Annotated in this window: 21 protein-coding genes and 1 pseudogene; 11 read left to right on the top strand and 11 right to left on the bottom strand. The window is 64.3% G+C overall.

What is annotated here, in order from left to right:
• Window positions 1-43 precede the first annotated feature (43 nt).
• Both LT988_RS00540 and bioB read right to left on the bottom strand, forming a co-directional pair.
• Window positions 44-661, bottom strand: a complete 618-nt coding sequence (locus LT988_RS00540) for a hypothetical protein (protein ID WP_232408336.1) — start codon at window positions 659-661, stop codon at window positions 44-46.
• 52 nt (window positions 662-713) lie between these two features.
• The gene (gene bioB, locus LT988_RS00535; protein WP_232408335.1) at window positions 714-1760 is read right to left on the bottom strand and encodes a biotin synthase BioB; all 1047 of its coding nucleotides are present in this window, start codon (window positions 1758-1760) and stop codon (window positions 714-716) included.
• A gap of 71 nt (window positions 1761-1831) precedes the next feature.
• On the opposite strand from bioB, the gene LT988_RS00530 reads away from it, so the two are divergent.
• Both LT988_RS00530 and LT988_RS00525 read left to right on the top strand, forming a co-directional pair.
• A complete protein-coding gene (locus LT988_RS00530) occupies window positions 1832-2566 on the top strand; it encodes a ComF family protein (protein WP_232408334.1) in 735 nt (244 codons plus the stop codon).
• A gap of 100 nt (window positions 2567-2666) precedes the next feature.
• Window positions 2667-3890, top strand: a complete 1224-nt coding sequence (locus LT988_RS00525) for a methyltransferase domain-containing protein (RefSeq protein WP_232408333.1) — start codon at window positions 2667-2669, stop codon at window positions 3888-3890.
• Between the two features lie 15 nt (window positions 3891-3905).
• Here the strand turns inward: LT988_RS00525 and glsA are convergent, their stop codons facing one another.
• On the bottom strand, window positions 3906-5750 hold the full coding sequence (gene glsA, locus LT988_RS00520; RefSeq protein WP_232408332.1) for a glutaminase A: 1845 nt from the start codon (window positions 5748-5750) through the stop codon (window positions 3906-3908).
• Between the two features lie 498 nt (window positions 5751-6248).
• On the opposite strand from glsA, the gene LT988_RS00515 reads away from it, so the two are divergent.
• The 3 genes and pseudogenes from LT988_RS00515 (at window position 6249) to LT988_RS00500 (ending at window position 10710) form a co-directional block, all read left to right on the top strand.
• Window positions 6249-6719 (top strand): hypothetical protein, encoded by a 471-nt coding sequence (locus LT988_RS00515; RefSeq protein ID WP_232408331.1) that lies wholly within the window; start codon window positions 6249-6251, stop codon window positions 6717-6719.
• 734 nt (window positions 6720-7453) lie between these two features.
• A pseudogene (locus LT988_RS00505) lies at window positions 7454-8742 on the top strand (ISL3 family transposase).
• Between the two features lie 234 nt (window positions 8743-8976).
• Window positions 8977-10710 (top strand): hypothetical protein, encoded by a 1734-nt coding sequence (locus tag LT988_RS00500; protein WP_232408328.1) that lies wholly within the window; start codon window positions 8977-8979, stop codon window positions 10708-10710.
• Window positions 10711-10813: 103 nt separating this feature from the next.
• On the opposite strand, the gene LT988_RS00495 is transcribed toward LT988_RS00500, so the two are convergent.
• Complete coding sequence (locus LT988_RS00495) at window positions 10814-13129, bottom strand: 2OG-Fe(II) oxygenase (RefSeq protein WP_232408327.1); 2316 nt, start codon at window positions 13127-13129, stop codon at window positions 10814-10816.
• 296 nt (window positions 13130-13425) lie between these two features.
• On the opposite strand from LT988_RS00495, the gene LT988_RS00490 reads away from it, so the two are divergent.
• The 6 genes from LT988_RS00490 (at window position 13426) to LT988_RS00465 (ending at window position 18300) form a co-directional block, all read left to right on the top strand.
• Window positions 13426-13890, top strand: coding sequence for a c-type cytochrome (locus tag LT988_RS00490; protein ID WP_232408326.1), 465 nt, complete (start codon window positions 13426-13428; stop codon window positions 13888-13890).
• A 75-nt stretch (window positions 13891-13965) separates the two neighbouring features.
• On the top strand, window positions 13966-14745 hold the full coding sequence (locus LT988_RS00485) for an HAD family hydrolase (RefSeq protein ID WP_232408325.1): 780 nt from the start codon (window positions 13966-13968) through the stop codon (window positions 14743-14745).
• Window positions 14746-14758: 13 nt separating this feature from the next.
• On the top strand, window positions 14759-15943 hold the full coding sequence (locus LT988_RS00480; RefSeq protein ID WP_232408324.1) for an aminotransferase class I/II-fold pyridoxal phosphate-dependent enzyme: 1185 nt from the start codon (window positions 14759-14761) through the stop codon (window positions 15941-15943).
• Between the two features lie 3 nt (window positions 15944-15946).
• On the top strand, window positions 15947-17035 hold the full coding sequence (zapE, locus tag LT988_RS00475; protein ID WP_232408323.1) for a cell division protein ZapE: 1089 nt from the start codon (window positions 15947-15949) through the stop codon (window positions 17033-17035).
• Between the two features lie 106 nt (window positions 17036-17141).
• Window positions 17142-17753, top strand: a complete 612-nt coding sequence (locus LT988_RS00470; protein WP_232408322.1) for a hypothetical protein — start codon at window positions 17142-17144, stop codon at window positions 17751-17753.
• A complete protein-coding gene (locus LT988_RS00465) occupies window positions 17734-18300 on the top strand; it encodes a TlpA family protein disulfide reductase (protein ID WP_232408321.1) in 567 nt (188 codons plus the stop codon). The genes LT988_RS00470 and LT988_RS00465 overlap by 20 nt, the downstream gene beginning before the upstream one ends.
• Window positions 18301-18433: 133 nt before the next feature.
• On the opposite strand, the gene LT988_RS00460 is transcribed toward LT988_RS00465, so the two are convergent.
• From LT988_RS00460 to LT988_RS00430, 7 genes are all read right to left on the bottom strand, one after another.
• On the bottom strand, window positions 18434-19369 hold the full coding sequence (locus LT988_RS00460; RefSeq protein WP_232408320.1) for a patatin-like phospholipase family protein: 936 nt from the start codon (window positions 19367-19369) through the stop codon (window positions 18434-18436).
• An 88-nt stretch (window positions 19370-19457) separates the two neighbouring features.
• Window positions 19458-20135: a gamma-glutamyl-gamma-aminobutyrate hydrolase family protein gene (locus LT988_RS00455; protein WP_232408319.1), complete on the bottom strand. Its 678-nt coding sequence runs from the start codon at window positions 20133-20135 to the stop codon at window positions 19458-19460.
• The gene (locus LT988_RS00450; protein WP_232408318.1) at window positions 20117-21106 is read right to left on the bottom strand and encodes an amidoligase family protein; all 990 of its coding nucleotides are present in this window, start codon (window positions 21104-21106) and stop codon (window positions 20117-20119) included. Before LT988_RS00450 ends, LT988_RS00455 begins: the two co-directional genes overlap by 19 nt.
• Before the next feature lie 345 nt (window positions 21107-21451).
• Window positions 21452-22285, bottom strand: coding sequence for a mechanosensitive ion channel family protein (locus LT988_RS00445; protein WP_232408317.1), 834 nt, complete (start codon window positions 22283-22285; stop codon window positions 21452-21454).
• 19 nt (window positions 22286-22304) lie between these two features.
• Complete coding sequence (locus LT988_RS00440; RefSeq protein ID WP_232408316.1) at window positions 22305-23579, bottom strand: hypothetical protein; 1275 nt, start codon at window positions 23577-23579, stop codon at window positions 22305-22307.
• Between the two features lie 118 nt (window positions 23580-23697).
• Window positions 23698-24153 (bottom strand): DUF302 domain-containing protein, encoded by a 456-nt coding sequence (locus LT988_RS00435; protein WP_232408315.1) that lies wholly within the window; start codon window positions 24151-24153, stop codon window positions 23698-23700.
• Window positions 24154-24419: 266 nt separating this feature from the next.
• Window positions 24420-25289: an ATP-binding protein gene (locus LT988_RS00430; RefSeq protein WP_408648095.1), complete on the bottom strand. Its 870-nt coding sequence runs from the start codon at window positions 25287-25289 to the stop codon at window positions 24420-24422.
• Window positions 25290-25347: the final 58 nt, after the last annotated feature.

Here is a 25347-nt window from a genome sequence, read left to right as displayed (position 1 = left end):
CGCAGCGTCACAACGCAACGCTGCATGCCGCTCCGAGCGCGGTTCAGTCGGTCAAGGCGTTTTGGATGGCCTCCAGGTCCAGCGCATTCAGATACTCCTCCAGCGGCGCCGCATCCGCCAGACCGGAACCCTCGCCCTGTACCAGAAGACGGCTGCCGACCATGAGGGTGATCTTGTAGGTCTCGCTGCCCGGTGTGTGCTCCATCATGCCGCGCTCGCCCTTTAGCGAGAAGCTCTTGAGATCCTCGTTGGCCTGCATCATGAACGGCATCGAAATGGCCATGGTGAGCATCGGCATCATCGGGGAATCGGCCATCAGGGTGAGGGTCACCTCGGCGCCGTCTTCCCGGGCATAGCGCCGGCTGAGGTGGGTGCCGGTCAACATGGACGCGAGGCCGCCCGATTGTGACTGCGCCTCGTCCGCGATCCAACCATCCAGAGGCGGCGGAAACAGCGTCAGAAGTCCGGCTGTGATCTGTGCGCGAATCGCCTCGACGGCGCCGTCCAGGGTCTCGACGGCCGTTCTGAGCTCCCCGGCCTCGTATGCCTGCTTTGCCGCGTCCAATTGATCCATGACCTCGTCGGCTGAGGCGCCGTTGAGCGCCAAGGCGAGGGTAGCCGCCAAGGACAAGGTCATCGTGCCCGTGATCGTTGCGTGCATCTGTTTCTCCGTTTGCGCGTGATCGAGCTGATAGGACGAGTGTGCACGTCCGTCAGTGCTCGACGATCGCATCCAATGCCTGTTTGGCCTTGTGGCAGGCGCCGGGCTCGGTGCGCTCGGGGTCCATCTCTTCGAAGGCCAGACCCAAGCGCCCAAACAGGGCGCGATCCCGGTCGGACTCGGCATTCGGCGTGGTGAGCAAGCGATCGCCGTAGAAGATGGAGTTGGCCCCGGCGAGATAGCAAAGCGCCTGCAGCTCGTCGCTCATCTCGCTGCGCCCGGCGGAGAGGCGCACGTAGGAGGCCGGCATCAGGATGCGCGCGGTCGCAACCACGCGGACGAACTCGAACGGATCCAGTGCCTCGCTCGCCTGAAGCGGTGTACCCTCGACCCGGACGAGCAGGTTGATCGGGACGGACTCCGGATGGGCCGGCAGGTTGGCGAGCTGACGCAACATGGAGGCACGGTCGCGCCGCGACTCGCCCATGCCGAGGATCCCGCCGCTACAGGTCTTCAGGCCCACGTCCCGGATATGCTCGAGGGTGTCGAGTCGGTCCTGGAAGGTGCGTGTCGTGATGACCTGACCGTAGAATTCGGGCGAGGTGTCGAGGTTGTGGTTGTAATAATCGAGCCCGGCCTCCTTGAGGCGCTGTGCTTGCGCACCGGTCAGCATCCCCAGGGTCACGCAAGTCTCCAGTCCGAGCGCGTGAACACCCTCGACCATGGCGATGACCTGCTCCAGGTTCTTGTCGGTCGGATTGCGCCATGCCGCGCCCATGCAGAAGCGGGTCGCCCCCTGTTCGCGGGCGGTCCGTGCGGCGTCCAGGACCTCGTCGATCGGCATCAGCGATTCGCGCTCCAGCCCGGTCTCGTGACGCGCACTCTGGGCGCAGTAGCCGCAGTCCTCGGGGCAGGCGCCGGTCTTGATGCTCAGGAGTGTGCTGACCTGCACGCGGTTGGGATCGAAGTAGAGCCGATGCGCCGTCTGGGCGCGAAACATCAGATCGGTGAACGGGAGGTCGAGGATGTCTTGGATCTCCTGGACCGACCAATCGTGGCGCAGGATGGAAACATGCAGCGGGGAAGACTTGGGTGACATGAGCGTGATGGGACGATTTCCGAGTGCGGAAAAACCACATATGCTAGTGGGCTTCGGTCGGTTGTCAACCAATGTTCGGTGATTCGGTCGAGAAGGGCCCCCTGATGTCCCGGCTCGTGTCGGTCTTATTCCCGCCAACCTGCGTCCTGTGCGGTGCGCCCGGCCTTCCGAGCGGGGGAGGGCGCGACCTCTGCCCCGGTTGTGCGGCCGAGTTGCCGCACAACCGCGACTGCTGTCCCCAATGCGCCGCGCCATTCGACAGCCCGATGCCTGCGGGGACGCGGTGTGCCGCCTGTCAACAACGCGCGCCGCCGTTCGAGACCAGTCTTGCGGCCTTTCGCTACGAGGCGGCGATCCCGACGCTGGTCGGAGGCGCGAAGTTTCGCGGCAAGCTCAATCTGGCGCGTTTACTCGGTCAATGTCTGGCTGATCGGGTCCGAGAGGCCGATCCGCCTCGCCCGCAGGTGCTGTTGCCGGTCCCGCTGCATGCGTCTCGGCTGCGTTCCCGCGGCTACAACCAGGCGTTGGAGATCGCGCGGGTCGTCGGCCGGGAGCTGTCCATCCCGATCGATCACGCCTCCTGCATCCGCAGCGCTGCAACCCCACCGCAGGCCGGCCTCGACGAGCGCGCACGCCATCGCAATATACGAGGTGCCTTCCTGGTCCCCGGCTTGCTGCCTTGGAACCACGTCGCCATCCTGGACGACGTCGTGACCACAGGCAGCACCGTCGCCGAGCTGAGCCGCGTGCTGCGCAAGGCCGGGGTTCGGCGGATCCAGATCTGGGCGGTCGCGCGAACGCCCTGAGTTCCGGCTCGCCACAGCCGACTGCAGTCGCCGCGTCACGCGCCGCTCGGCGCAACGCGACCTCTTCCGCAACCGGGGCAATGCGATGCCTGAGACGCCGATGCACGATCCGCCTGAAGACTCGAGCCCGGAAACGCCGGCTCGCATCCGCTTCGACCTTCATTGGCAAAGCGAGGACGCGATGCACACCGACAGCCGGGTCGCTAGCGGGCTCGCCCTGTGTCGCGATCTCATCCCGCCCGAGTTGGAGGCCGAGATCATGGATCGCCCCGTCGGCCACTGCGCGATCCTCCGCTTCGAGCCTGGCGCATGGCTTGCGCCGCCACGCGACGATCTGCTGCGAGACCTGCGGCCCGAGCACTTCCAACGGCGCCTCCCGGCCGGCGCACGGATCGAGCCGCGTGCCGGGCGCTTCTACCCGCGCGGCATTCTCGGCAGCGTCGATGGCATCTCGGCAGGAGACCGCCGGCCGCTGCGGTTGGTGGAGGTCCATGCGGATCGGCTCACCGCGGATCTCAATCACCCGCTGGCCGGACGGGCGCTCGATGTCGCCGTGCGGATCGAGGCGATCCGCGCCCGCGAAGATCGGCACCGCGAGCCGTGCACCGAGGTGGATGCGTTGCTCACCGACAATGGTCCGGGCATGCAGGCGCGTTGGCGCGGCCAAGCGACCGACTTCTGGTCCGATGACCCGTTCGGGCGTTCCGATCCGCGTCCGGACGCCGAGTTCTATGCAAGCCCGCGACTCGTCGATCATCTCGACCGTACGGCGATCGCCGAGATCAGCGGCCTCTACGGCCGCCTGATCCCCCCAGGCGCGCGCATCCTGGACCTGATGACGAGCTGGCACTCGCATCTGCCTTCCGCCTTGGAGCCCGCGGCGGTGACCGGCCTCGGCATGAACATGGCCGAGTTGGAGGCCAACCCGATCTTGACGCACCGCCTGGTCCACGACCTCAATCGCGATCCGACCCTGCCGTTTGCCGACGCCGACTTCTCGGCGGTGATCTGCACGGTCTCGGTCGAGTATCTGACCCGACCCTTCGAGGTGTTCCGGGAGGTCGCCCGCGTGCTGAAACCGGGCGGGCGCTTCGTCCTCACCTTTTCCGATCGCTGGTTCCCCCCGAAGGTGATCCGGATCTGGCAGGAACTGCACGCGTTCGAGCGGCTTGCACTGGTGCTCGAGTATCTGCGGGAATCGGGCCGATTCGGACGGCTCGAGACCTTCAGTCTGCGTGGTCATCCGCGACCGGCCGACGACAAGTATGCCGACCGGCTCGCCGAATCCGACCCGGTCTTCGCGGTCTGGGGCACTCGGCTCTGAGGCGCCCGAGCGCCATCAGGCGAGTTGTTGGATGAGTTGCGTGTCGCGCTCGATCTTGTTTGCGAAATGGCTCGCCATACTCATCAGCATCTTGACCCGAAGCGTCTCGGTGATGGCGTCGAAGCGCAGCTCCAGACACCGGGTATCCATGACGGCCGAGACGTTGGCCGTGCGGCGCTTCTGGTTCACCAAAGCGACCTCGCCGAAAACCATTCCCGGGCCGAGGCTCGCCAGTCTTAAGTGGTGGCTCAAAGGGTGGCCCGCGCCGGTATCGATCCAGACCTCGACCTCGCCGCTGAGGATGAAGAACATGGACTCCGCGCAATCCCCGGCATTGAAGATCAGCGAGCCGCCCTTGAATTCGCGCTCTCGGCCCGCTTGCCGGAGCGCTTCAATCTCCTCGCCTGTCATCGCGGTACAGAGATACTGGTGGCTCAGATCTGCGACCGAGATGTCGGCACCCGTTGTATCCGCCTCTGCGATCAGTTGATTCTCGCACCACTCCACCGCGTGATCGGTGTCTTCGAAGTGCAGTGGACCGGGCTCCTGCCCGCGGTAGGCATTGCCCTGGAGATGCTTTCGGAAGCGATAGAGGTTCTTGCTGTCCGTGAAGAAGAGTCGCTTGCCCTCGTCCGCAACCCGCATGCATAGCTCGCTTAAGACCAGAATCGATGCCTGGTCAGTCCCGATCACCCGTTTGAGATCGAGGACCAGGTAATCGACACGCTCGAGCTCCGAGAGGATCTCCGCGCCGACCGATTCGGCACTGCCGAACAACAGCTCCCCCTGCAACTCGTAGATGCGGATGCGATGTCCTTGTGCCGCCAGCACAGCAAGCTCGGCCGCGCTGCGACCGCGGCGCGAGGTGCGCTTGGTACAGTCGTAGACCTGGCGCATCACGGTGGCGGATGTCGAGCGTGCAACATGGAAGAGGTGCAGACTGAAATCCTTGGAGAGTCGCTTACAGGCCTCGATACCGCGAACGCTGTTGCCCTTTGCGTCGAGTCGCGGCGAGAAGACCCCGAGACCGAACTGTCCGGGCAGCACCGCCGTGATCCCGCCGCCCACGCCGCTCTTCGCCGGCATGCCCACGTTGAAGATCCACCCGCCCGAAAAATCGTACATGCCACAGGTGCTCATGACGCTCAGTACCTTCTCGACATACCGCGATTGCAGCGCGACGACCCCGGTGACCGGATTCACCCCGTTGTTGGCCAGACACGCGCCGATCATCGCCAGATCACGAGCCGTCACCAGGATGGAGCACTGCCGAAAATACAGATCGACCACCTCCTCCGGCATACGATCGAGGATCCCGTGGCCGAACAAGAGGTGCGCGATCGCCCGATTGCGGTGGCCGGTGTCGCTCTCGGAGCGATACACCGTCTCTTCGATCTCCATCGGCCGGCCGGTATAACGCCCGAAGGTTTCGAGCATCCGCTGCATCGGCGGGGCGCCTGGTTTGCCTTCGATCAGTCCCGTGGTCGCGATGGCGCCCGCGTTGATCATCGGGTTCATCGGACGCCCGGTGCCGGGCTCCAGGCTGATCGAGTTGAACGCCTCGCCCGAGGGCTCGACGCCGACCTTGCTCAGCACGTGGTCGAGCCCCCGATCTTCCAGCGCCAGACCGTAGGTGATCGCCTTTGAAATCGATTGAATGGTAAAGCTTTGACGCGAGTCGCCGACCTGGTAGACATGCCCGTCCACCGTGACCATCGCGATCCCGAGCCAGGATGGATCGGCGCGCGTCAGCTCCGGGATGTAATCGGCGACGGCGCCGTCGTTCAGATCGAGCAACTCTTCATGGATTCGGTCGAGGTAACGCTGGACCGGAGAGAACTGGAAGGCCCGCTTATCCATTGAGACTCCTGAGAGATGTTCGGAAACCCTGTGTCCGATCGAGGTCCGGTCCCCGGAGACACCGGCGTGTACGTTGGGCTCGAACGGTCGTTCCCCTTCGGCACTTGTGGAGCCGAGATCGATCGCCGAACCCCAATAAAACCGTCTCTTCTAAGCAAAAGCCGTGCGCACGCCTGAATCGTCGTGAGGGGACAGCGAGGCGCCCGAGTCGGTGCGCCTTGATTTCGGGGAGCAGGCATTGATCTCCAGACCCGAAGGACACGGTGAGCGGCCGACCCATGTCCTGTTCATGTTCGCTCCGTTGTGCTCTCCTGTGTTCCGGCGGATTGTCCAGCGGTCCGTGAGGTTAGGCGTTGCAGCCGCCGATGACTCGGGGTGGTGCAGCCGAGACAGAGGATGCACCGCCAAGGTCGCATTCGACAACCGCCGGCGTCCCAGATCCGCGGCGCCCCGATCCACACCCGTCTTCTTACCCGTTTCTCAACGAGGTCTTGCCAGATGTCGATTCGCTTGCTCTTGATCCCGTTCCTGTTTCCCGTATTTGTGTCTGCTGCTTCGCTGGAGACCGGCGCACCCATGCCCGTCTTGACGCTGCAGGATCAACACGACACCACACACACCATCGACGCGAACACCCGCCTGCTGATCTTCAGCGCCGAGCGCGAGGTCTCGGCCCTCGTCGAAGCCGCGCTGGCGGATCAAACGACCGAGTCGCTGTCCGCGGCCGGCATCCAGTACGTCTCCGACATCAGTGCCATGCCCGGCATGGTGACCTCGCTGATCGCCCTGCCCAAGATGCGCAAGCGGCCCTATCCCATGCTGCTGGGACGCGAAGCCGAAGAGACCGCAATGCTGCCGCGCGAGCCCGGAAAGGCGACCCTGATCGCGTCCGAAGGGGGCAGCATCACGAGCATGCAGTTCATCGGCGACGCGGCGAGTTTGCGGGCTGCGCTCGGGATTGCGCCGTGACGGGACAGTCATCACCAAAACGGGATTCGGTACACTGGCCCCCGATCGCAATGAGCTCAACGGCAAGCCGTCGAGAGCCTTCCGGTGCAGACACCGGAGAACAGAAAAAGAAAACAGAATGCTTTTCCTTCAGGGTGAGGCAAAGAACGGATTTCCAAGGGCTTGCAGCATAAGGAAACCTAATGACGAAGACGATTCTCTATCGACTGTTCGGGTTTGGTTCTGTTCCGAGAAAACTTCTTCCCCTGCTTGAGCAAGAAGGCGTTCTTGTTCTTGATGAGGGTATGGGAGGCTGGTTCGTGACAGAACACGTTGATGCCCCAGGCAAGCGATATCGTCATCGCTCGGAGGGTTTTTCCGGTTGTCTCGCGGTAACGAAGGCGCGCGTGGTTTGCTATACGTACGGGAAGCGTCAGATCGATATCTCTGTTGAAGATCCTAAGCTGGCGAATCTGTATGTTGATGCCCCTAAAGAACACATGCTCTTTTTCGGCCCTGTTACGTTTCCTGTGGGTCAGGGCTTGACTCCGGCCCTGCCGGTTCGCACCCTTTGGAGCACATTTCGTAAAACCTGTTGCTGGGCCTGTGGGCATGTGGGCGCGAGGCCCGAGAGTGTGGTCAACCGGTGGGCCGCGCCGACGAGGATCTCGCAATCGGCACGGCCTTGCTCGGCGCGGTCCAGGGGTTGTCCACACGGCCCGTAGGGCTCGGGCCGGTCCGCAGGACGCGTCCACATGTCCACAGGCCAACCGCCGGAGGTCGCTGCCGTGGATTCCGCTTCCTTGTTCACCGTCGCGGTGGGGTTGCAGACACCGTGGGAGGTCCGGGAGGTGGACTTCGATCCGCAGGCCGGACGCATCGATTTCACGGTCGGCTTCGCCCGCGGGGCGCGCTTTACCTGCCCGCACTGCGGGGCGGAGCACCAGCCGGTGCATGACACGCAGGCCCGGAATGGCGTCATCTGAACTTCTTCCAGTTCCAGGCGTACATTCAGGCCAAGGTGCCGCGGGTGCGCTGTGACGCCTGCGGCAAGACCACCCAAGTGGAGGTGCCGTGGGCGCGTCCCGGCAGCGGCTTCACCCAGTTGATGGAGGCGCTGATCGTCGCCTTGTGCCGGGCCATGACGGTACGCCAGGTCGCGCAGCTGCTGGGCGTGAGCGACATGCGCCTGTGGCGGGTGCTGGACCACTATGTCGAGCAGGCGCGCGCGCAGGAGGACTTCTCGCAGGTCACCGCCGTCGGTCTGGACGAGACCGCGGCGCGGCGGGGACATCACTACATCAGCCTCTTTCACGATCTGGAGGAACCGCGGCTGTTGTTCGCCACCGAGGGGCGCAAGGCCGAGGTGGTCGCGCAGTTCGCCGAGGACCTCGAGGCCCACGGCGGCTGCGCGGAGAACGTGCGCGACGTCTGCATCGACATGTCGGGGAGCTACCGCAGCGGGGTGCAGGAGCAGCTGCCGTGGGCGAACATCACCTTCGATGAATTCCACCTCATCCAGCTCGCCAATCAGGCCGTGGATGCGGTGCGCCGCGCGGAGGTCAAAGCCACGCCCGCGCTCAAGCGCAGCCGCTACATCTGGCTCAAGGATCAACAGGACTGGAGCCGTCGGCAGCTGCGCCAGTACCTCGATCTGCGCCGCCTCAACCTCAAGACCCACCGGGCCTACCGCATCAAGGAGAGCCTGCGCGAGATCTTCCGCCTGGCCGACTCCCGCGAGGAGGCCGAGGCGTTGCTCACCCGCTGGTACAGCTGGGCCCGGCGCTGCCGCCTCGAACCGATGAAGGACTTCGCCAAGACCGTCAAGAACCATTGGGACGGCATCCTCAACGCCTTTGATTCCAAGCTCACCAACGGCCGCGTCGAGGCGGCGAACGGGCAGATCCAGGCCGCCAAGGCCAAGGCCCGCGGCTACGGCACCGTGCGCCATCTCATCACCATCGCCTACCTGGTCGCGGGCAAGCTCACGCATCTGCCGGCCTGCCCGTTTGCAAACAAACAGTGTGCAAAGGCGTTAGCATGATCCGGGGATACCTGGACGGGTTACCCACATCAAACGTAAAAGAGCCTCTTTTTTTCTCGTTTGAGTCATCTGACTTCCGAGAAGGATGGCAGGGTGTCATTGAATTCCGATTCAACACAGATAAGGCTCCTCTATTTCGTGATGTCTTACTGGCAATCGGGGCCCAAAAGGGCATCGCAGCATAGAACAGCATGCTGCCGCTCATTGCGGACCCGTCCCAACCTGCGAGGTACCATGGACCGATACAAGAAAAACCTCCGAATCGCAGCAGTTTCCACGATCCTGTTTGTCCTCGGCCTGCCGCTGCCGTCAACGGCCCAAGAGCCGACACCCGACGGGTTACCGGGCGTATCCCGACCCGAGTCATCCCCGATTGAGACGCCGTTCGAGACGCGCGATACCGCGTCGCTTCAATCGCTTGAAGCTCTCAACAAGGCGCTGTCGAGTCAAGAAGAACAGGTCGAGGAGACGCAGCGTCGGCTGATTGCGGCCGAGGATGATGTGACCAGACAAGCGCTCGGCGATGACCTTCGCGAGCTCAGAAAGCAACTTAAGGAGCAGCGCCTTCAGTTCGAACGGTTCGCCTTGGAGATCGACCTGCGGCCCTTCATCGACGAGGTCGATGAATCCTTTGATTGGCAGGAAGAGCTCAGCAAGCTGCTCAAACCCATCCTGGCCGAGCTGGAGAGCGCAACGGCGGAGTCTCGCGCCATCGGCGAGCTACGCGCCGAGATCAATCAGGTCGAAGAGCGCAAGGTGCTCGCAGAGGAGGCGGTCGCGCACTTGGAGCGTCTCCTTGCCGAGGGGCCATCCGAAGACCTGAGAGCGCGGCTGGAAGAGCGGCTCGCCCACTGGAAACGTGTCGCCGACGACACCGCCAACCGCTACACCGCGCTCGATCTCCAGCTCGAGAATCGTCTCGAGCAGCGCCAGTCCGTTCTCGACGAAACAACCGCCTATGCCAAGCGCTTCTTTCAAACGCGCGGACTAAACCTACTTCTGGCCGTCGGTGCCTTCTCGGCAGTGTTTTTCGGAGTCAGGTTCCTGTCGTCCCTGGTGGATCGGCTCCAAGCATCGAAAGGTGCCGCGGGGCCGGCGCGAACAAGGTTCAGCAGTCGTCTGACCGCCTTACTGTTGCACGTCTTCAGCGTCCTGGGTGGCTTGATCGCGATGATGCTGGTGTTCAACATGGCGGGCGATTGGTTCATGCTCGGCATCATCGTTATCTTCCTGATCGGGGTCGCCTGGGCCAGCATCAAGACGCTTCCGAGCCAGCTCGAAACCGTGCGGTTGGTCCTGAACATCGGCGCGGTTCGAGAGGGCGAGCGCATCCGGTTCAACGGTCTGCCCTATCAGGTCGAGGTGCTCGGCTTCAGGGTTCGCCTGGTCAATCCGCACCTCGACGGCGGTCTCCAAGAGATCCCGGTGAATGCGTTGGTCGGACTCTATTCCCGACCGGCCGGAGCAGACGAGCAGTGGTTCCCGACCCGAACCGGCGACTGGGTCGAGCTTGCGGACGGGCGCATGGGGCAGGTGTCGCGACAGAGCCCGAGCGCCGTGCATCTCAGCGAGATCGGTGGCGAGGATGTCGTCTATCCGACCGACGTCTTCGTTGGATTGAACCCGCGTCGTTTGTCCGAGGGTTTCCGAATCGTCTCGACCTTCGGGATCGACTATCGGCACCAGGCGATCGCAACCACCGAGGTGCCCGAGCGGATGCGCGACAGGCTCGAGCAGGAACTGCCCGACGTGGTTCCGCGCGAGCACATCAAAGCGGTTGCGGTCTATTTTCAGTCGGCCGCGGCCTCGTCGCTCGACTACGAGATCCATGTCGACCTCGCGGGTGAGGTCGCACCGCGAATGCCGCTGGTCCGCCACGCCATCCAGCGCATCCTGGTCGATGCCTGCAACGACAACGGCTGGGAGATCCCCTTCACCCAGATCACCCTGCATCAGGCGCCGGGCTGAGACTGGGCTTGTGTCTGCTGTCGGGCGATGTCCGGGAAGCTGAAGTTCCCGGGGCGAGTTCAGTCGCCGCGACCCGGTGGCAGTTCCTTAGTCGGAAATCACCTCAGGAGCGATCGGCTTCGCCGAGTTGCGCCAAATGCGCCAAGTCCCCCTCTCTCTGCGCCACCCGGCGTAAGTAGCTCGCTTGGTTCTTGGTGCAGCGCAGCGTGTGCGGACTGCCGCGTCGTTCGGTGACCAGATCCAGGTCGCAGCGATCGGTTCGCACCGAAGCCGCGACATGATCGCGATGGCGTTGAGCGGCTCGGAAGGCCCATTCCGGTCGAGTCGGGTCGGCCAGGAAGCGACTGAGCTCTTGGCAGTTGGCGCACGTGCAGGTCACCTGGTTGGGTCGTCGCCAGTCGGAAGGGGGCTCCAAGGGTTGGGCGATGCGTCGGCGCAGATGTGCGAGCGCCAGACCACGCAAGGCTTGTACGGACGGGAGCTCGCGGCTCGTCTCGCCGGCGTGCAAGGTCAGGGCTGCGAGCAGGAGGATCCGGTCGATGTCGTAGCGGTCGGGATACTGCAGGAGATGCTCGAAGGCCCGTCGCGCCAGATCGGGATCGATGTGCTCCAGCCCGCTCAGGAGATTCGCGACCATAGCACCGGTCGGCTCCGTGCCGGTCGTTTCGTCGAGATACCGGTAAGAATCGATAGGAGATCGGGTGGTGCGTGGGCCGGGGAGGGCGCGCACGAGCGCCTCGGCGGCCGGACGCAAGGTTTCGGCCGTCCCGGTCCCGGTCTCGATGACCTGGTTTGCTGCGCGGGCAAGTAGATCGGCGCAGGCGGCCGGGTTGGTTTTTGCATTCCCCGCGATGATGGCGTCGATCAGCCGGTGCGCCCGCTCGGGCGCGAGGCTTGCCAGCGCCTCGACCAGTGCCTGATTTTCGTTTTGCCCGTAGGCCCCGGCCGCGATCGGTCCGCCCGCAAAGGCGTCGATCTCGGCGAGGTCGCCCAAGGCTGTCAGGTGGTTCAAATAGGCCGCCGTGGCGCCGTCCGCGCTGGCCTTGCGTCGGATCCAGCTCGCGTCGGGCCAGTCGATTCGAATCCGTTCAGCGAGGAGATGCGCCTCCTCCCGGAGCTGCGCCTGCAGGTCCGCACCGGCCTCTCGCCACTGCCGGACCAGCTCGCCGAGGAAAGGAACGCTGACCTCCAATCCGCCTTGGCTGAGGACGGCGGCGCGATGGGTGCGTGGCCAGACGACGAGTGCGGCGCGCTGATAGAGCCGATCGAAGCTGGCCCCTTCGTTGCCGGTGGCCTCCTGAAACTCAAGCTCGTCGGGCTCGATGTCGTCGAAGGCGCCTGGCGGGGAAAGCTCTTCCAGCTCGAAGGGCAATGGACCCAGGTCGGGATGGCTGCCGTCGGGATGGCGCCAGGTATCGACGATCTGGCGGCTCTCGTCGACATCGCCGACCTCGAAATCATCCTCGTTGTCACGGCCCCAGTAACCGCCGCCGGTATGTTCCGCCCAGCCGGATTCTTCGATCGAGACCAGTGCGAGATAGAGGTCGCAATCGGCCTCACGCGCGGCCCCGACCAAGAGACCCGCGGCGGCCGCATCGGCGCCTTTGAGCCGGTCGAACCCGATCTCGGCCGGTGTGTAGGCGTGCTCCATCGGATAGATGAGTTTCGTGAGGGTCGGTTCGTCCGACTCGCCGGCCGCGGGCGTGCCCCAGGCCTGCAGCAGTTTGACCGCCCATTGGTGCTCGCGATCATAGTCCGGCGGTCCGAGCGGCTGATCCTCTCCGGTGCGAATAAGGTTGTAAATGAGCGCCAGTCGATACCCCGAGACGATGGGCAGGACCTCATGGAGACAGTCTGCATAGAAGGCCGCGAAAGCGACCTCCGAGGGCTCGTCGCGACGCAGATCCAGGCGCACCTCGCGACCCCGATGACGCACCAGCAGCTCGCCGCCGCGATGCTCCGAAGGCAGGACGACCACGAGCGTGGCGAACATGCCGGGCGCCTTCTCGCTGTCGCGGTGGCTGATGAAGAAGCTGCCGGTATCGTAGACCAGCAGCTTGTAGAGATCGGCCGAGACCGCTCCGTTCACGCCGAGTCCGGCCTTTGCTTGGGCGACCATGGTCTCCAGATCCTTCGCCCATGCCTTGCCCGAGATCTGCACCCGCGCGCCGTCGATCTGCCAGGTCCGGCGCACCCCGGTGTCGACCAGGGTTTCGGTGCCGCGGCCGTACGGGGCCTGCTCGGCTTGGGCGACAAGCGCCTCCGCCTGCGTGGCTAGGAGCGGAAGCGACAGGGCGCCGACGCCCTCGACCTGGATGCGCGGCGGATGCATATCGATGGTGCCGGTCGCGTGGAAGTCGCCGGGCCGCTCGACTTCGCCGAGGAGTGTCGCCAGAGATCGGGTGAGTTGAACGCTCATGGAACCTCATTTCGAAAGAGATTGGATCGCTGCGTTGGATCCCTGTCTTCGGTGCCGATCGGAGCAGGCCGAAAACCGATCGGGATCTTGCCGCCGATTCTATCCAGGTCGCTCACCCGTGAGAGCCGCTCCGGCCGCTTCGCTCGGGCTGGCACACCGGCGATCATGGGTTATCATGCGCCAGCCTTGGATGCTCGGTCAGCGGCAGCTGTCGACCGGCGGGGCCCTGGAATTTGCCGCCGGGCTCCCCCACAATCCGTCGGGCGCGGAAATCAAACCAACATGGAGACAGCCGAATGAACCGAATCCTAGCCAGCACCGTCCTCGGGATCGCCGCCCTGGGCATCGCCAGCTCGGCCCTTGCCGATCTCAAGCCCGAGGAGCAGATCCAATATCGCCAGGCCGGTTACAGCTTCATGAGCTGGAACATGGGTAAGATCAAGTCGAACCTGGAGGGCGACTATAACGCCGAGCAGGTCGCCGCGGCTGCCAACGCGATCGCTGCCATCGCCAACTCCGGAATGGGCGCACTCTTCGGGCCGGGTACCGAGAAGGACGTGGGCAACGTCAAGACGCGGGTCAAGCCTGACCTCTTCGAGAACATGGACGACGTGGGCAAGATCGCCGGTAACTTCGTCGCCGCCGCGGACAACCTTGCCAAGGTTGCTGACGGAGGGGACGAGGTCGAGGTCTCGAACGCCTTCGGCAAACTCGGGGAAAGCTGCAAAGCGTGCCACGACAAGTACCGCATGAAGGACTGATCCGCAATCCGCGACGGTTCGCGACGAGGCCGCCGCATTGGCGGCCTTTTTCATGACGGCTGCAGGAGTCCACGCATGCCTGGCTTCAAAGCACTGATCTTCGACGTCGACGGCACGCTCGCCGACACCGAGCGGGACGGACATCGCCCGGCCTTCAATGCGGCCTTTGCGGAGGCCGGTTTGGATTGGGTCTGGGACGCGGAGCGCTATGGCGAGCTGCTGCGGGTGACGGGCGGCAAGGAGCGCATCGCGACCTACATCGCGGAGGAGGGGATCAGTCTCGATCCGTCGCTCGACGCGGCGGAGATGATCGCCGGACTGCACCGCGCGAAGACCCGTCACTATGTCTCGCTGCTCGAAGGCGGAGCGATTCCGCTGCGACCGGGTGTGCTGCGCCTGTTGCGCGAGGCGCGCGCTGCGGGTGTCCGGTTAGCGATCGCGACCACGACGACACCGGAGAATGTCAGCGTGCTGCTCGACAACGCGGGGGAGCCCGGACTGCGAGATTGGTTCGAGGTGATCGCTGCCGGCGATGTCGTGCCTGCGAAGAAGCCCGCGCCCGACATCTTCGTGCTGGCCCTCTCCGAGCTGGGGCTCGACGCGACAGACTGCGTTGCCGTCGAGGACTCGGACAACGGGGTTCGCTCCGCCCTGGGCGCCGGATTACGCGCCCTTTTGGTCACGGTAAACGACTATACGGCAGGGCAAAACCTGAGCGATGCGCCGCTGGTGGTGGATCAGCTCGGGGAGCCGGATCGCCCCGCACGTGCCCTCATCGGTGAGTTGGGCGACAGTGGCATGGTGGATCTCGAGACGCTCGATCGGCTGCATCGCGCCGCCTTTGGTCGGGTCTGAGTCGAGCCGCGGGATGCCGACCTCTGCCGTCAGCCGCTTGTCGGAGCAGGCCCGTCGCGTCGAGCCCTTCCATGTCATGCGTCTGCTCGCACGCGCCGGCGAGCTGGAGGCGCTTGGACGCTCCATCGTCCACATGGAGGTCGGCGAACCGGACTTCCCGACACCCGGCCCCATTTTGGATGCCGGGCGACGCGCCTTGGCCGACGGCCATACCCGCTATACCTCGGCCGGGGGTCTTCCCGGGCTCCGTCGGGCAATCGCCGGCTATTACGCCGATCGGTACGACACGCCGGTCGGGCCCGCGCGCATCCTGGTCACGCCCGGGGCTTCAGGCGCGCTTCAGCTCGTGTTTCTGGCCCTACTCGAGCCGGGTGACCGGGTGCTTATCTGCGATCCGTCCTATCCCTGCTACCGACAGGTCTTGCAGCTCATGGGGGTCGAGCCGATCGCCATACCCGTGGGTCCGGAGACCGATTATCAGATGACGGCCGCGCTCGCCGAGTCCGCTTGGACCCCGGGCGTGCGTGCCCTCGTGGTCGCCTCGCCGTCCAATCCGACCGGTTCCTCGATTGCGCCGGAGGTACTGAGCGAGCTCCATGCCTTCTGTCGAGACCGCGGCGCGGCACTCGTTGTCGACGAAATCTATCAGGGTCTGACCTACGAGGTGCCGGATCGCACCGCGCTCGCGCTCGGCTCGAGCGATCTCTATGTGATCAACAGCTTCTCGAAATACTTCGGAATGACCGGCTGGCGGCTCGGCTGGCTCGCAGGTCCCGAGGACGCCGTCGAGGTCATGGAGCGGATGGCGCAGAACCTTTTCATCGCCGCCAACACACCGGCACAGTGCGCCGCTCTGGCTGCTTTCGATCCGGCCACCATCGAGATCCTGGAGACGCGCCGTCTGGCGTTTCAGAGGCGACGCGACCGTCTGCTGCCCGCGTTGCGGGGTCTCGGGTTCGGGATCCCGGTGCAGCCGAGCGGTGCCTTCTACCTCTACGCCCGCTTGCCCGAGGGCCTGGAGATCGACTCCATGACCTTCACGAGCCGGATGCTGGAAGAGGCCGGTGTTGCCCTGACGCCCGGCCACGACTTCGGCCGTCACGCCGCGGGTCGCCATGTCCGTTTCGCCTATACGCGCGTGATCGAGGATCTCGACGAAGGGGTTCGGCGTATCGGTGACTGGCTGGCCAGGATCTGACCGATGGCCGATTTCAAACCGCTCGACGCCGCCCAGCGCGAGGCAAGCGAGCTGCTCCTCGGTTTGCATGAATCTCTTCTGAAGACACCGCCGCGTCAGGTCAATCGAGGCTTGTTCGGGCGCGGTTTGATCGGGCGTCTGGCCGGTCGGCGCGGCGGCGCGATCACCCCGATCCCCGGCCTTTATCTCTGGGGCGGGGTCGGTCGCGGTAAGACGTACCTGATGGATTGGTTCGTTCAGGATCTGGAGCTGCCGGGCAAGCGCCGCATCCATTTTCATCATTTCATGCGCGACGTGCATGATCGGATGTCGCGCCTGCCAAAGCAGCCCGACCCGTTGGAGGTAATCGCTCAGAGTTTGTGCGAGGAGGTCCGCGTCCTCTGTCTCGACGAGTTTCTGGTGACCGACATCACGGACGCCATGCTCCTTCATGGCCTCCTGAACGCACTCTTCGCACGCGGGCTGACGTTGGTCACCACCGCCAACACCCGCCCGGACGAGCTGTATCGCAACGGCCTGCAGCGCGGGAACTTCCTGCCGGCCATCGATCTGCTCAAGCGTCATACTCACGTCTTCGAGCTCGACGGGGGCAACGACTACAGATTGCGCGCACTGACCCGGACGGGCGTGTTCTTTGTCGTGAACGAGTGCGGTGTGGAAGAAACCGATCGCGCCTTGGCGGACTATTTCGATCGTCTCACCGGCGGGCATCAAGGCGGATCCGATGCCTTCTCGGTCAATGGCCGAACCTTTCCGGTGCGTCGCCAGAGTGCGGACGTGATTTGGTTCGATTTCGAAGCACTCTGCGGCGGCACCCGGTCTGCGTCGGACTACATCGAGATCGCCCGCGAGTTTCACACCGTCCTGCTCTCCGGGGTTCCGATGCTGGGGCCTAGTCACGAGGCCGCGGCGCGGAGGTTCCTGCATCTGGTCGACGAGTTCTACGACCAACGCGTCAAGCTCATTCTCTCGACCGCCGCCCCCATCGATCGGCTCTACTCGGGCGGTTTGATCGATTTTGCGCACGAACGGTTGCTCAGTCGGCTCATGGAGATGCAGTCCGAAAGCTATCTCGCCGCGCCTTCGGAGTAAGTCAAAGGGATTGATGCCGGCGGGGTTGTTCAAGCACTCGCGAGCGGTCAGTATAGGGTTCGGGTGGCCCAGCGGCCGACGGCCAGAGCGTGGAGAGCGAAACCCCGTGCGACTGATTCCTGAAAACGGCGCGAAGATGAGGTGCCGCCGTCGCCGTTCCATCTGCACCGCTTCGGTGGCGGTCGCTCTGGTCGTCGTCGGTGGTACTCCGAGCCTTGCGGAACCCGTCCGTATCGACCCGCAAACAGGTGCGGCCACCTTCGAGACACAAGCCCACGGGGTGTTCGTCTCGCTCACCCAGCTCCTGCCCGACCAGGTGCGTGCCTTCTATGTCGCCCGCGGCTTCGATTTGGCCGACGCGAATGTCTTCGCCGAGGCGTGTGTCTACATGACCGTACTGCGCAACGACGCGGCGCCGGGCGAGCTCGATTTTCGGTTGGCGGACTGGGAGGTCCGATACGAGGGAGAGACCCGGAGCCTTGCGCCGCTGGAGGACTGGCTGACGCAATGGTCGACGCGCGGCGTGCCCGATTCGGCGAAGCTCGCTTTTCGTTGGGCGCAATTTCCCGCTGAGCAATCCTATGCGCCCGGGGAGTGGAATCAAGGCATGTTGGCCACGGGGTTGCCGCCGGGCAGTCGTTTCGACCTGGTCGCCCGTTGGACGATCGCGGACCAATCCTACGAGGGGACACTCGACGATGTTCGATGCACCGATTGACCGGATCCGCGTAGGCCTCTCGGTCCTGCCGGCCATTCTCCTCTGCGTCGGAGCCGTCGGCACTGGCGCCGCCGCCGATCTGCCGCCCCTGAGTCACCGGCTCACGGTGATCGAAGATCCCGCACTGGCGCCGCAGCTGCGCCTTGAGGATATCGACGGGGTCGAGCACGACCTCGCCGATCTCAAAGGCCGTTTGGTCCTGGTGAACTTTTGGGCCACCTGGTGCCCGCCGTGCCGTCGCGAGATGCCATCCATGGAGCGGCTTTATCAGCAGTTGAACGCACGCGGCCTGACGGTCCTGGCGGTGGACGTCGGCGAGGACATGGACACCGTCTTCGCCTTCACCGGTCAGTTGGATCCGGCACCGACCTTTCCGCTCCTGCTCGACACCGATTCCAGCGCCGCGCAGGACTGGGGCGTGAAAGGCCTTCCCACCAGCTTCGTGGTCGACACTGAGGGTCGGGTGATCATCCGCGCCGTGGGCGGAACCGAATTCGACGATGCGGCTGCAGTCGAGCAGTTGTTGCCGTTTCTGCCGAAGCCTTGAGGCCGGGCCGTGAAACGGTTTCGCTGCAGGCCGCTCGCATCGTGCGATGGCGACCCTCTCGAAGAGGTAGCCGTCCCGGGCGGCGTGCATGTGTCTCCTCCTCGGGGTTCGGCGTGTGCGGTATAGAGCCGACCTACTTGGTGCACGAACGCATCGCCTCTTCGGCCAGCCGATAGCCCAACGCTATGAGCTCTTCCGCGCGATGGAATTCGTGCGCGGAGCATGCGTCGCGTGGGACGTTGATCACGACGTCAGGCCGATAAGCCGCGAGCTTGACCGCCGCGATCGCGTTCTGCATCGTCTCGAATGAGCGTAGCGTGAGGTCGAAGACCCCGATTTGCCCCTCGTCGCTCGCCGTCAAGCTGTCACCGATGTCTTCCAAGAACTGACGAATTCGCTCCTGATAGCTCAGCTCGCTCGATGTCTCGCCGTTCGGTTTCAACCCCGCCGGTGTGTCTTTCCGGGTCTCTGTGCCGGTATCGTCATCGGTTGGCTCGTCTGTGTTGGCCGATTGCGCATTGAGATTGACCGCAACCGTCAGGTCGGTAAAGTCGCGGAAGGTCGGCGCAATCGGTACCGGGTTGAGGAGTCCTCCGTCGACCAGCGTCAGGCCGCGATAGTGATGAGGTGTGAAGACGCCGGGCACGGCGATCGATGCGCGAATGGCATCGAAGAGCGGCCCCTGCGAGATCCAGACCTCGCGTTGTCGATCGATGTCGGTGGCAATGGCGGTATAGCTTATGGCCAGATCCTCGATCGAATGCTCGCCGACCATCGAGCGCAAGGCATCGATGATGCGATCGCCCTTGATCAGACCGGCTCCGCTAAAGGCCAGATCCACGAACCGCAGGACATCGCCGCGGCGCAGCGCGCATACCCAGCGCTTGTAGGCATCGAGCTCGCCGGCCGCATAGATCCCGCCAACCAAAGCGCCCATCGAGGCGCCGCTGATGGAGCCGATCCGATAGCCGTGCTCGGTCAGCCACTCGATGATTCCGATGTGCGCGAGTCCGCGAGCGCCGCCGCTCCCGAGTGCCAACGATAAGGTTTTGGATTCTCGCCGTGCCATGTCGGATCACCGCCCTTGCCGTGGATGTCGCGACCGATCGCCCAAGGGCAGCTCGCCCAGCGGAAGCATAGCGCAAAAGCCGGCTTGGTCACGCCCGGGCGCGCGCATGTTCGACGAGCGCGCGGAACAGGGCACGCTGACACGACAAATAGATCAGAAACTCCGGATGCCATTGTACGCCAACCAAAAATTCCGCTTGGGGGTCTTCGATCGCCTGGACGATGCCGTCGAGATCCCGCCCGCTGACGCGCAAACCCTCCCCCAGTCGGTCGATGGCCTGATTGTGCAGGCTGTTGATGCGCCGACGACCAAAGCCCAGAAGGCGGGCGATCAGCGTGGCTGCGTCATCCACGCAGAGGGTCTTCAGCGGAAAGATCGTCCAGCGATGAGATGTCTTGTGCCGATGCGAGTGCAGATCTTGGAACAAGGATCCGCCACGGCAGACATTGAGCAATTGCGCACCCCGGCAGATCCCGAGCAGAGGTAAACCGCGGTCGAGCGCATCTTGGATCACCTCGGTTTCGAACGCGTCGCGTGCCCGATCGTAATTCGGTTCGACCTCGGGCTCGGCGGCATAGAGCACGGGCTCGACGTCGTGACCGCCGGTCACCACGACGCCGTCATAGTGCAATGTCTTCGGGGCGTCGCCCGGGCGAACCTGCAGGGGCCGTCCGCCATAGAGGCGTACCGCGAGGGCGACCAGCAGGCGAGGGCCGAAGGCGCCGCGCGCGGGTCCGGTGATGGCGATTAGGGGCGCTCGAGCCACTCGGCCTCCAGAGTGTCCTTCCAAGCGTCGAGCAAGCGCTCGATCGGGCGATCGAGAAAGTTGCGATAGGCGGCGCAGCAGCCGTTCAGACGCGCCGTATCGGCGGCCAATCGCTCCACCTCCACCCAGTCGTTCCAGGCGAGATACAAGCCCCAGTCCGGTTTGTGGATTTCGCAATCGGGCAGACGGTAATGAAAGGTGGGCCGCGCCTTCACGAGCGGATCCTGCGTGACCTTGCGCACACGCTCCTCGTCCAGATGGAGAAACAGCGGCAGCATGTCGAGCATGCGATTGCGGGTCGGGTTCTCGGCAAGGTAGTCGTCGATCAGCACGGACAGATCAGGGCGGTAATCAGAGGCGATCACCTTGCGGATGTAATCCGACGGGAAGGGATCGACATAGCTCGTGACCCTGCGCGCGAAATTGATGTCCGCACGCTCGACCAACCAGTCGGACAGACACAGGAATGCCTTCAAGTAGGCCGCGATGGTGTCCGAATCGGTGGCGGGCACCTCTGGATTGAATTGCATGCCGAAGGCGTTGACGAGGCTGTCGGAGGTGCCTTTCGCTCCTGCTTCGCGCAGATGAGCGATGAGCCCTTCGACCTCCCCGAGCCGCGCCAGCGGCAGCGGCGGGCCGACCACCTCGACGGGAACGATCGCCTCCGCGGCCCAGGCGAGCGCACCTTCTGCCGCCCGACCGAGATCCCCCTCCAGGGTGTCGTCGGCGTGGGTCTCGCGGCCGAGTCGTTTGAGCAGGTCGTAGTCCAGCTCGACGATCCAGTCGCCCGCCGGATCGCCTTCGAGCACGCGCTCGTAACGCCCGTGCGATTTGATCTCGAGATCGAAGAATCCGGCCACGCATTCGGCCAGCGCATCGAGCTCGAGCCCGCTCATTTCCAGCTCGACGCCGACCCGCCGCATCTTGCCTTCTGCGGTTTCAAGCCATGGAGGTTGCTTCAAAGCGTTCACGGCGTCACCTCGCCCGTTGCGGATTTCAATTGCCATACCGACTCGCCCACGGATCTGTTATCGGTGTTCTCCAAGGATTCTCGCCCTTCGGGAGCCCCCAGAGGCGCCAGGGCAGCGTTACAGCCATTGGAAATAGCACCATTCCCCGCGGTCTGTGCCTTGCCCTGACGCCTTTGGGGGGCTCTGAGCATGCAAAATAAGGTTGAACGAGGTACTAGGTATTCGGGCGTGCTCAATGGGCCGTCGCGGCCGTCACCCGGCGGGTGACGCGTTAAATCTCCGGGATCGTCAATCGCATCAAACCCTGAGCATGGGGCACGAAGCGGTCGACTGCCGGATCCAGGATCATCGCCCGCCGCGATTCGTTTGGGCGCTCTCCCTCGCGACGCTCGCCACCGCGCTCGGCTGCACCCCGAGCTGTCCCAGGATCGCCTTGCCTCGGACCGTTAAATCTGAGACGAAGCGAAACTGCTGGCGCGGGTCGATCGGATAGGCTTTCAGCCGATAGTGCGTGCCCCACGGCCGCTCGCAAACCACGACGGCGACCGGCTGATCGAGCTGAAGATATGGGCTGGTCAGGGCGACGTCCTGAAGAGCCTGCATGACCGCGCCGGCGTCGTGCGAAGGGTGGAGGTAAAAATCCGCCACGCACTGCAACTCGGGTCCGCCATTGTTGGCATTGAAGATGGAGTCGTTCCAGAGCTTCAGGTGCGGGATCGAGACGCGCGTATCCTCCGGCGTGACGATCTGAACCGTTCGCATGCCGACCTTCGTAACCTCTCCGTAGGCGCCGTTGATCTCGATCCAGTCGCCGAGCCGATAGGGCATCTCGATCACGGCGACGACGCCTGCAATCAGGCTGCTCACGTAGTCCTTCAATGCGAATCCGACCGCGAGGCCCAGGGTGCCTAGCACGGCGACCATGTTCTGAAGCGACGGATCGATGATCACAGGCACGATCAAGACAAAGGCGACGACGATGATGATCAGGCGCATCACCGGCACCATCGCCAACAGGTAGAGCCGATAGCGGCCGTGGAGCCGGTTTGCAATCCAAGGTACGAGGGTCTGATTGACGATGATCAAGACCGCTGCGCCGAGCAGAATCAGCCCCAGCTCGACGAGGGCGGCGGTGTCGAGCACGTTGAACAGGCGAATGATATCGGAGTCGTTCTGCATCGGTCGGAATCTCCCGAGCTCAGAAGGCGTCGATCAAAAAACCCCGGGCACGCAGGGTCTCTCGGGCGGTCGCATAACCGAGTGCGGAGATGCGCCAGCGGTCGCTGCGCGCTTCGACAAGACCGAGATCCTTCAGCCTCAGCAGGATCGAAAGGATTCGGTCATGCGACAGCGGAAGCAGCTCCGGCAACACACGCTCCGGTGGGCCGTTGTGCAGCAAGAGCGCATGCAGAACGAGGACGACCTCTTCGCCGGTCTCGGCGGGGAGGACAGGATCCTCGATGCCTGTGCTTAGCCAGACGGTCTCCTCGTCTGGGTTCGTCGCGGATCCATCGGCATCGGCATCTTCGATCGCGTCCTCGTCCTCCTCCTCGTCGTTGTCCGGCTCCGCGCGCAGTCGGCTACGCCAGTAAGTGCGGGCGATGCCGAGATTGCCGCGGCAATGCGCGGCCAAGCGTCTGAGCTCGCCACTGACCGGAAACTCATCCTGGTCCGACGCGTCGCGCTCCGAGTCAGCGTCCGGATCGGGTAGCAGCGTCTCCCCAGTCTTGGCGTTACAAAAGCGCACCCGGTTGTTGAGATCGGCGAGCGCCGATTCGAGAAAATACATTCCGAGACTGCGTCCGTCGAACCCCTGCAGGGTCAGTACCTTGATCCCTGGAAACGGCCAGATCCTTTGCAGATAGGCCCAGGCCCAACTGTCGCAGCCGATTAGCCCCCGACCCAGGCGACCCGCGAACGCCAACTCGAACAGACGTCGTGCCAACCGCAACCCGCCGGCGTGACGGAAGTACAAGTGCTCCAAGCGCGGCAAGACCCAGAGGCAATCCGGCTGCGCATCCGCTCGGCTCAACCAGTCATCGAGCAGACGTGTGTCGCTCGCTAGGATCGCCTCAGGGCTCGGCGGCAGGATGACGGACGCCCCGCGCGCGAGGGCCCACTGCTCCAGGATCTCGGCGTGACCGCCGAAGGGCTGACCGACTAAAACCCGGACGCCGGTGTCCCCCTCCGTTGGCCAATCCGCGAGGGCATCGTCAAGCGCCGCCGCGCCGGGCGACCAGTCGATCGGAGGCGAGAGATGTTCCAGCTTCATCTGAGGGAGGGCCCGCAAATCCGTCTCGGCCCGCAAGGGCGATTGAGCCTTTTTGGAGCCCATTCCGAACACGCGTCCGAGCGCCGACCATTTCTTCCGGACGGTTGTCGAGTCGAGGGTGCTCGGAACCGCATACTCGCCGATCGGGACAATCTCCCAGAGGCGCGGAGCCGTCTCCCGGCGTTGATCCTGTGACGTCATGGTTTGAGTTCCGCCGGCGTGCTCCGGTCGCGTTCAGTTCCGAGGCGCACCAGGCTGTCGGGTCCAGACGTCGAATCTTCACCGCCCCTAGACACGTGCTCCGATGCGGTCCGCCCGCTTACTCTGCAGCGGCCGCGGCGATCTCGGAGAGCATCTTTTCGATGTTCCCCAGCACTGCCGCACAATCGCCGAGTCCATGTCGTGCATCGAGCCAAACCGGCGCGTTGTAGGCGATCTGCGTGACGCCGTCTGCGCCTTCCCAAATCAGCAGCTTCAGCGGCAGATCGATCGCGACCGTCGCACTGCACTGCATGAGTCGTGTACCGGCTTTCGGGTTCCCGAAGATCAGCAGCTCGGTCGGAGGCAGCTCCAGCTCCGCCTGACGTGCCCCAGCTGCGTGATCGATGCGCGCAAAGATCCCAAGACCGCGCTCGGTGATGGCCGACTCGGCGCGGTCCGCTGTCTTGGCGACTCCGTGCGGGCTCGTCGACACCACCAATCCATCGCTGCCGAGTGCCGAGGAAGCCGTCGCGATCACGATCAACGCCACCCCCAGAAGTCCGCGTCCAAACATGATGGGTGCTCCGATGAAGGCGGCAGGATCGCCGCTGCCCGAGTTTGCCTGATGTCGGTCCCGAAGTCCGCAGCCGTCGGACAGACCAAGCCGAATCCGCGTCGATCTCGGCCGCGACGACCTCGGCGTCGGCGACAGCTTCGATTTCCATCAGTGTGCGGCCGTCCCGGAGTTCGGGGCTTTGTTTTCCCTACAGGCGCTTAGGTTGATGCGCTCGAGGGCAGCCGAACTGGCCGAGGCGTGCATGCATGCGGATCGTGCAACGGTCACTCACGCCCGGACCAATCGCGTGCGAACTGCCATGCCGTGCGACCGCTGCGCGAGCCACGTCGCAAGGCCCACTGCAGCGCAGCGCGCTCGAGCGTCTCGCGTCCTTCGGTTGTGGCCGTTTCGGGTGCGTCGGGGAGACGGGCGAGCCAGTGGTGCACGAGGGCGAGGTACTGGGCCTGGCTGAACGGGTGAAAGGCGACCCAGAGCCCGAACCGATCGGAGAGCGAGATCTTCTCCTCGACCGATTCGCCATGATGCAGCTCGCCGTCGACGAGACGGGCCTCTCGGTTCTCTGACTGCATCTCCGGCAGCAGATGACGACGGTTCGATGTCGCGTAGATGAGCAAGTTCTCGGGGGTCGCTGTAATCGAGCCGTCCAAGGCGGCTTTGAGGGCCTTGTAGCCGGATTCGCTGGCCTCGAATGAAAGGTCGTCGCAGAAGAGGATGAAGCGCTCGGGGCGGTCGCGAATCAGCTCCAGGATTTCGGGAAGTTGAATAAGGTCGTCCTTGTCGACCTCGATCAGACGCAGTCCGCGGTCGCGCAGCGCATTGAAGACGGCTTTGATCAGCGATGATTTTCCGGTCCCGCGCGACCCCCACAGCAGGACGTTGTTGGCCCCGCGACCGGCGAGAAACTGCGCCGTATTGCGCTCGATCTCGGCCTTCTGTCGATCCAGACAGAGGAGGTCGTCGAGGTCGATTCGATGCGGGGCGGGCACCGCCTGCAGCCAGCCGCGATCGCCGCGCCGGCGCCACCGAAAGGCGTGAGCGGTCCAGTCCGGGGGTTCGGTCCCCGCCGGCAGCAGGATCGCGAGACGCTCCAAAAGGGTCTCGGCGCGTTCTAGGAGTCGTTTCTTGGCGCCCATGTTGCTGTCCGTCTTGTTCGGTGACATCCGCCGCTCGGCGGATGGCCTCGTCGCCCGT

The sequence above is a fragment of the Thiocapsa bogorovii genome (assembly GCF_021228795.1).
GTDB lineage: Bacteria > Pseudomonadota > Gammaproteobacteria > Chromatiales > Chromatiaceae > Thiocapsa > Thiocapsa bogorovii.
The sequence above is the reverse complement of the archived record's forward strand: the minus strand, read 5'-3'. Positions and strand labels throughout refer to the sequence as shown.

What these genes read in the sequence shown, in the direction of transcription:
- LT988_RS00430 (WP_408648095.1), bottom strand. Translation starts at nt 25,289, where the DNA reads ATGGGCGCCAAGAAACGACTCCTAGAACGCGCCGAGACCCTTTTGGAG.
- LT988_RS00435 (WP_232408315.1), bottom strand. Translation starts at nt 24,153, where the DNA reads ATGTTTGGACGCGGACTTCTGGGGGTGGCGTTGATCGTGATCGCGACG.
- LT988_RS00515 (WP_232408331.1), top strand. Translation starts at nt 6,249, where the DNA reads ATGTCGATTCGCTTGCTCTTGATCCCGTTCCTGTTTCCCGTATTTGTG.
- LT988_RS00540 (WP_232408336.1), bottom strand. Translation starts at nt 661, where the DNA reads ATGCACGCAACGATCACGGGCACGATGACCTTGTCCTTGGCGGCTACC.
- LT988_RS00495 (WP_232408327.1), bottom strand. Translation starts at nt 13,129, where the DNA reads ATGAGCGTTCAACTCACCCGATCTCTGGCGACACTCCTCGGCGAAGTC.
- LT988_RS00465 (WP_232408321.1), top strand. Translation starts at nt 17,734, where the DNA reads ATGTTCGATGCACCGATTGACCGGATCCGCGTAGGCCTCTCGGTCCTG.
- LT988_RS00480 (WP_232408324.1), top strand. Translation starts at nt 14,759, where the DNA reads ATGCCGACCTCTGCCGTCAGCCGCTTGTCGGAGCAGGCCCGTCGCGTC.
- bioB (WP_232408335.1), bottom strand. Translation starts at nt 1,760, where the DNA reads ATGTCACCCAAGTCTTCCCCGCTGCATGTTTCCATCCTGCGCCACGAT.
- LT988_RS00525 (WP_232408333.1), top strand. Translation starts at nt 2,667, where the DNA reads ATGCACGATCCGCCTGAAGACTCGAGCCCGGAAACGCCGGCTCGCATC.
- LT988_RS00530 (WP_232408334.1), top strand. Translation starts at nt 1,832, where the DNA reads ATGTTCGGTGATTCGGTCGAGAAGGGCCCCCTGATGTCCCGGCTCGTG.
- zapE (WP_232408323.1), top strand. Translation starts at nt 15,947, where the DNA reads ATGGCCGATTTCAAACCGCTCGACGCCGCCCAGCGCGAGGCAAGCGAG.
- LT988_RS00485 (WP_232408325.1), top strand. Translation starts at nt 13,966, where the DNA reads ATGCCTGGCTTCAAAGCACTGATCTTCGACGTCGACGGCACGCTCGCC.
- LT988_RS00445 (WP_232408317.1), bottom strand. Translation starts at nt 22,285, where the DNA reads ATGCAGAACGACTCCGATATCATTCGCCTGTTCAACGTGCTCGACACC.
- LT988_RS00460 (WP_232408320.1), bottom strand. Translation starts at nt 19,369, where the DNA reads ATGGCACGGCGAGAATCCAAAACCTTATCGTTGGCACTCGGGAGCGGC.
- LT988_RS00440 (WP_232408316.1), bottom strand. Translation starts at nt 23,579, where the DNA reads ATGACGTCACAGGATCAACGCCGGGAGACGGCTCCGCGCCTCTGGGAG.
- glsA (WP_232408332.1), bottom strand. Translation starts at nt 5,750, where the DNA reads ATGGATAAGCGGGCCTTCCAGTTCTCTCCGGTCCAGCGTTACCTCGAC.
- LT988_RS00500 (WP_232408328.1), top strand. Translation starts at nt 8,977, where the DNA reads ATGGACCGATACAAGAAAAACCTCCGAATCGCAGCAGTTTCCACGATC.
- LT988_RS00490 (WP_232408326.1), top strand. Translation starts at nt 13,426, where the DNA reads ATGAACCGAATCCTAGCCAGCACCGTCCTCGGGATCGCCGCCCTGGGC.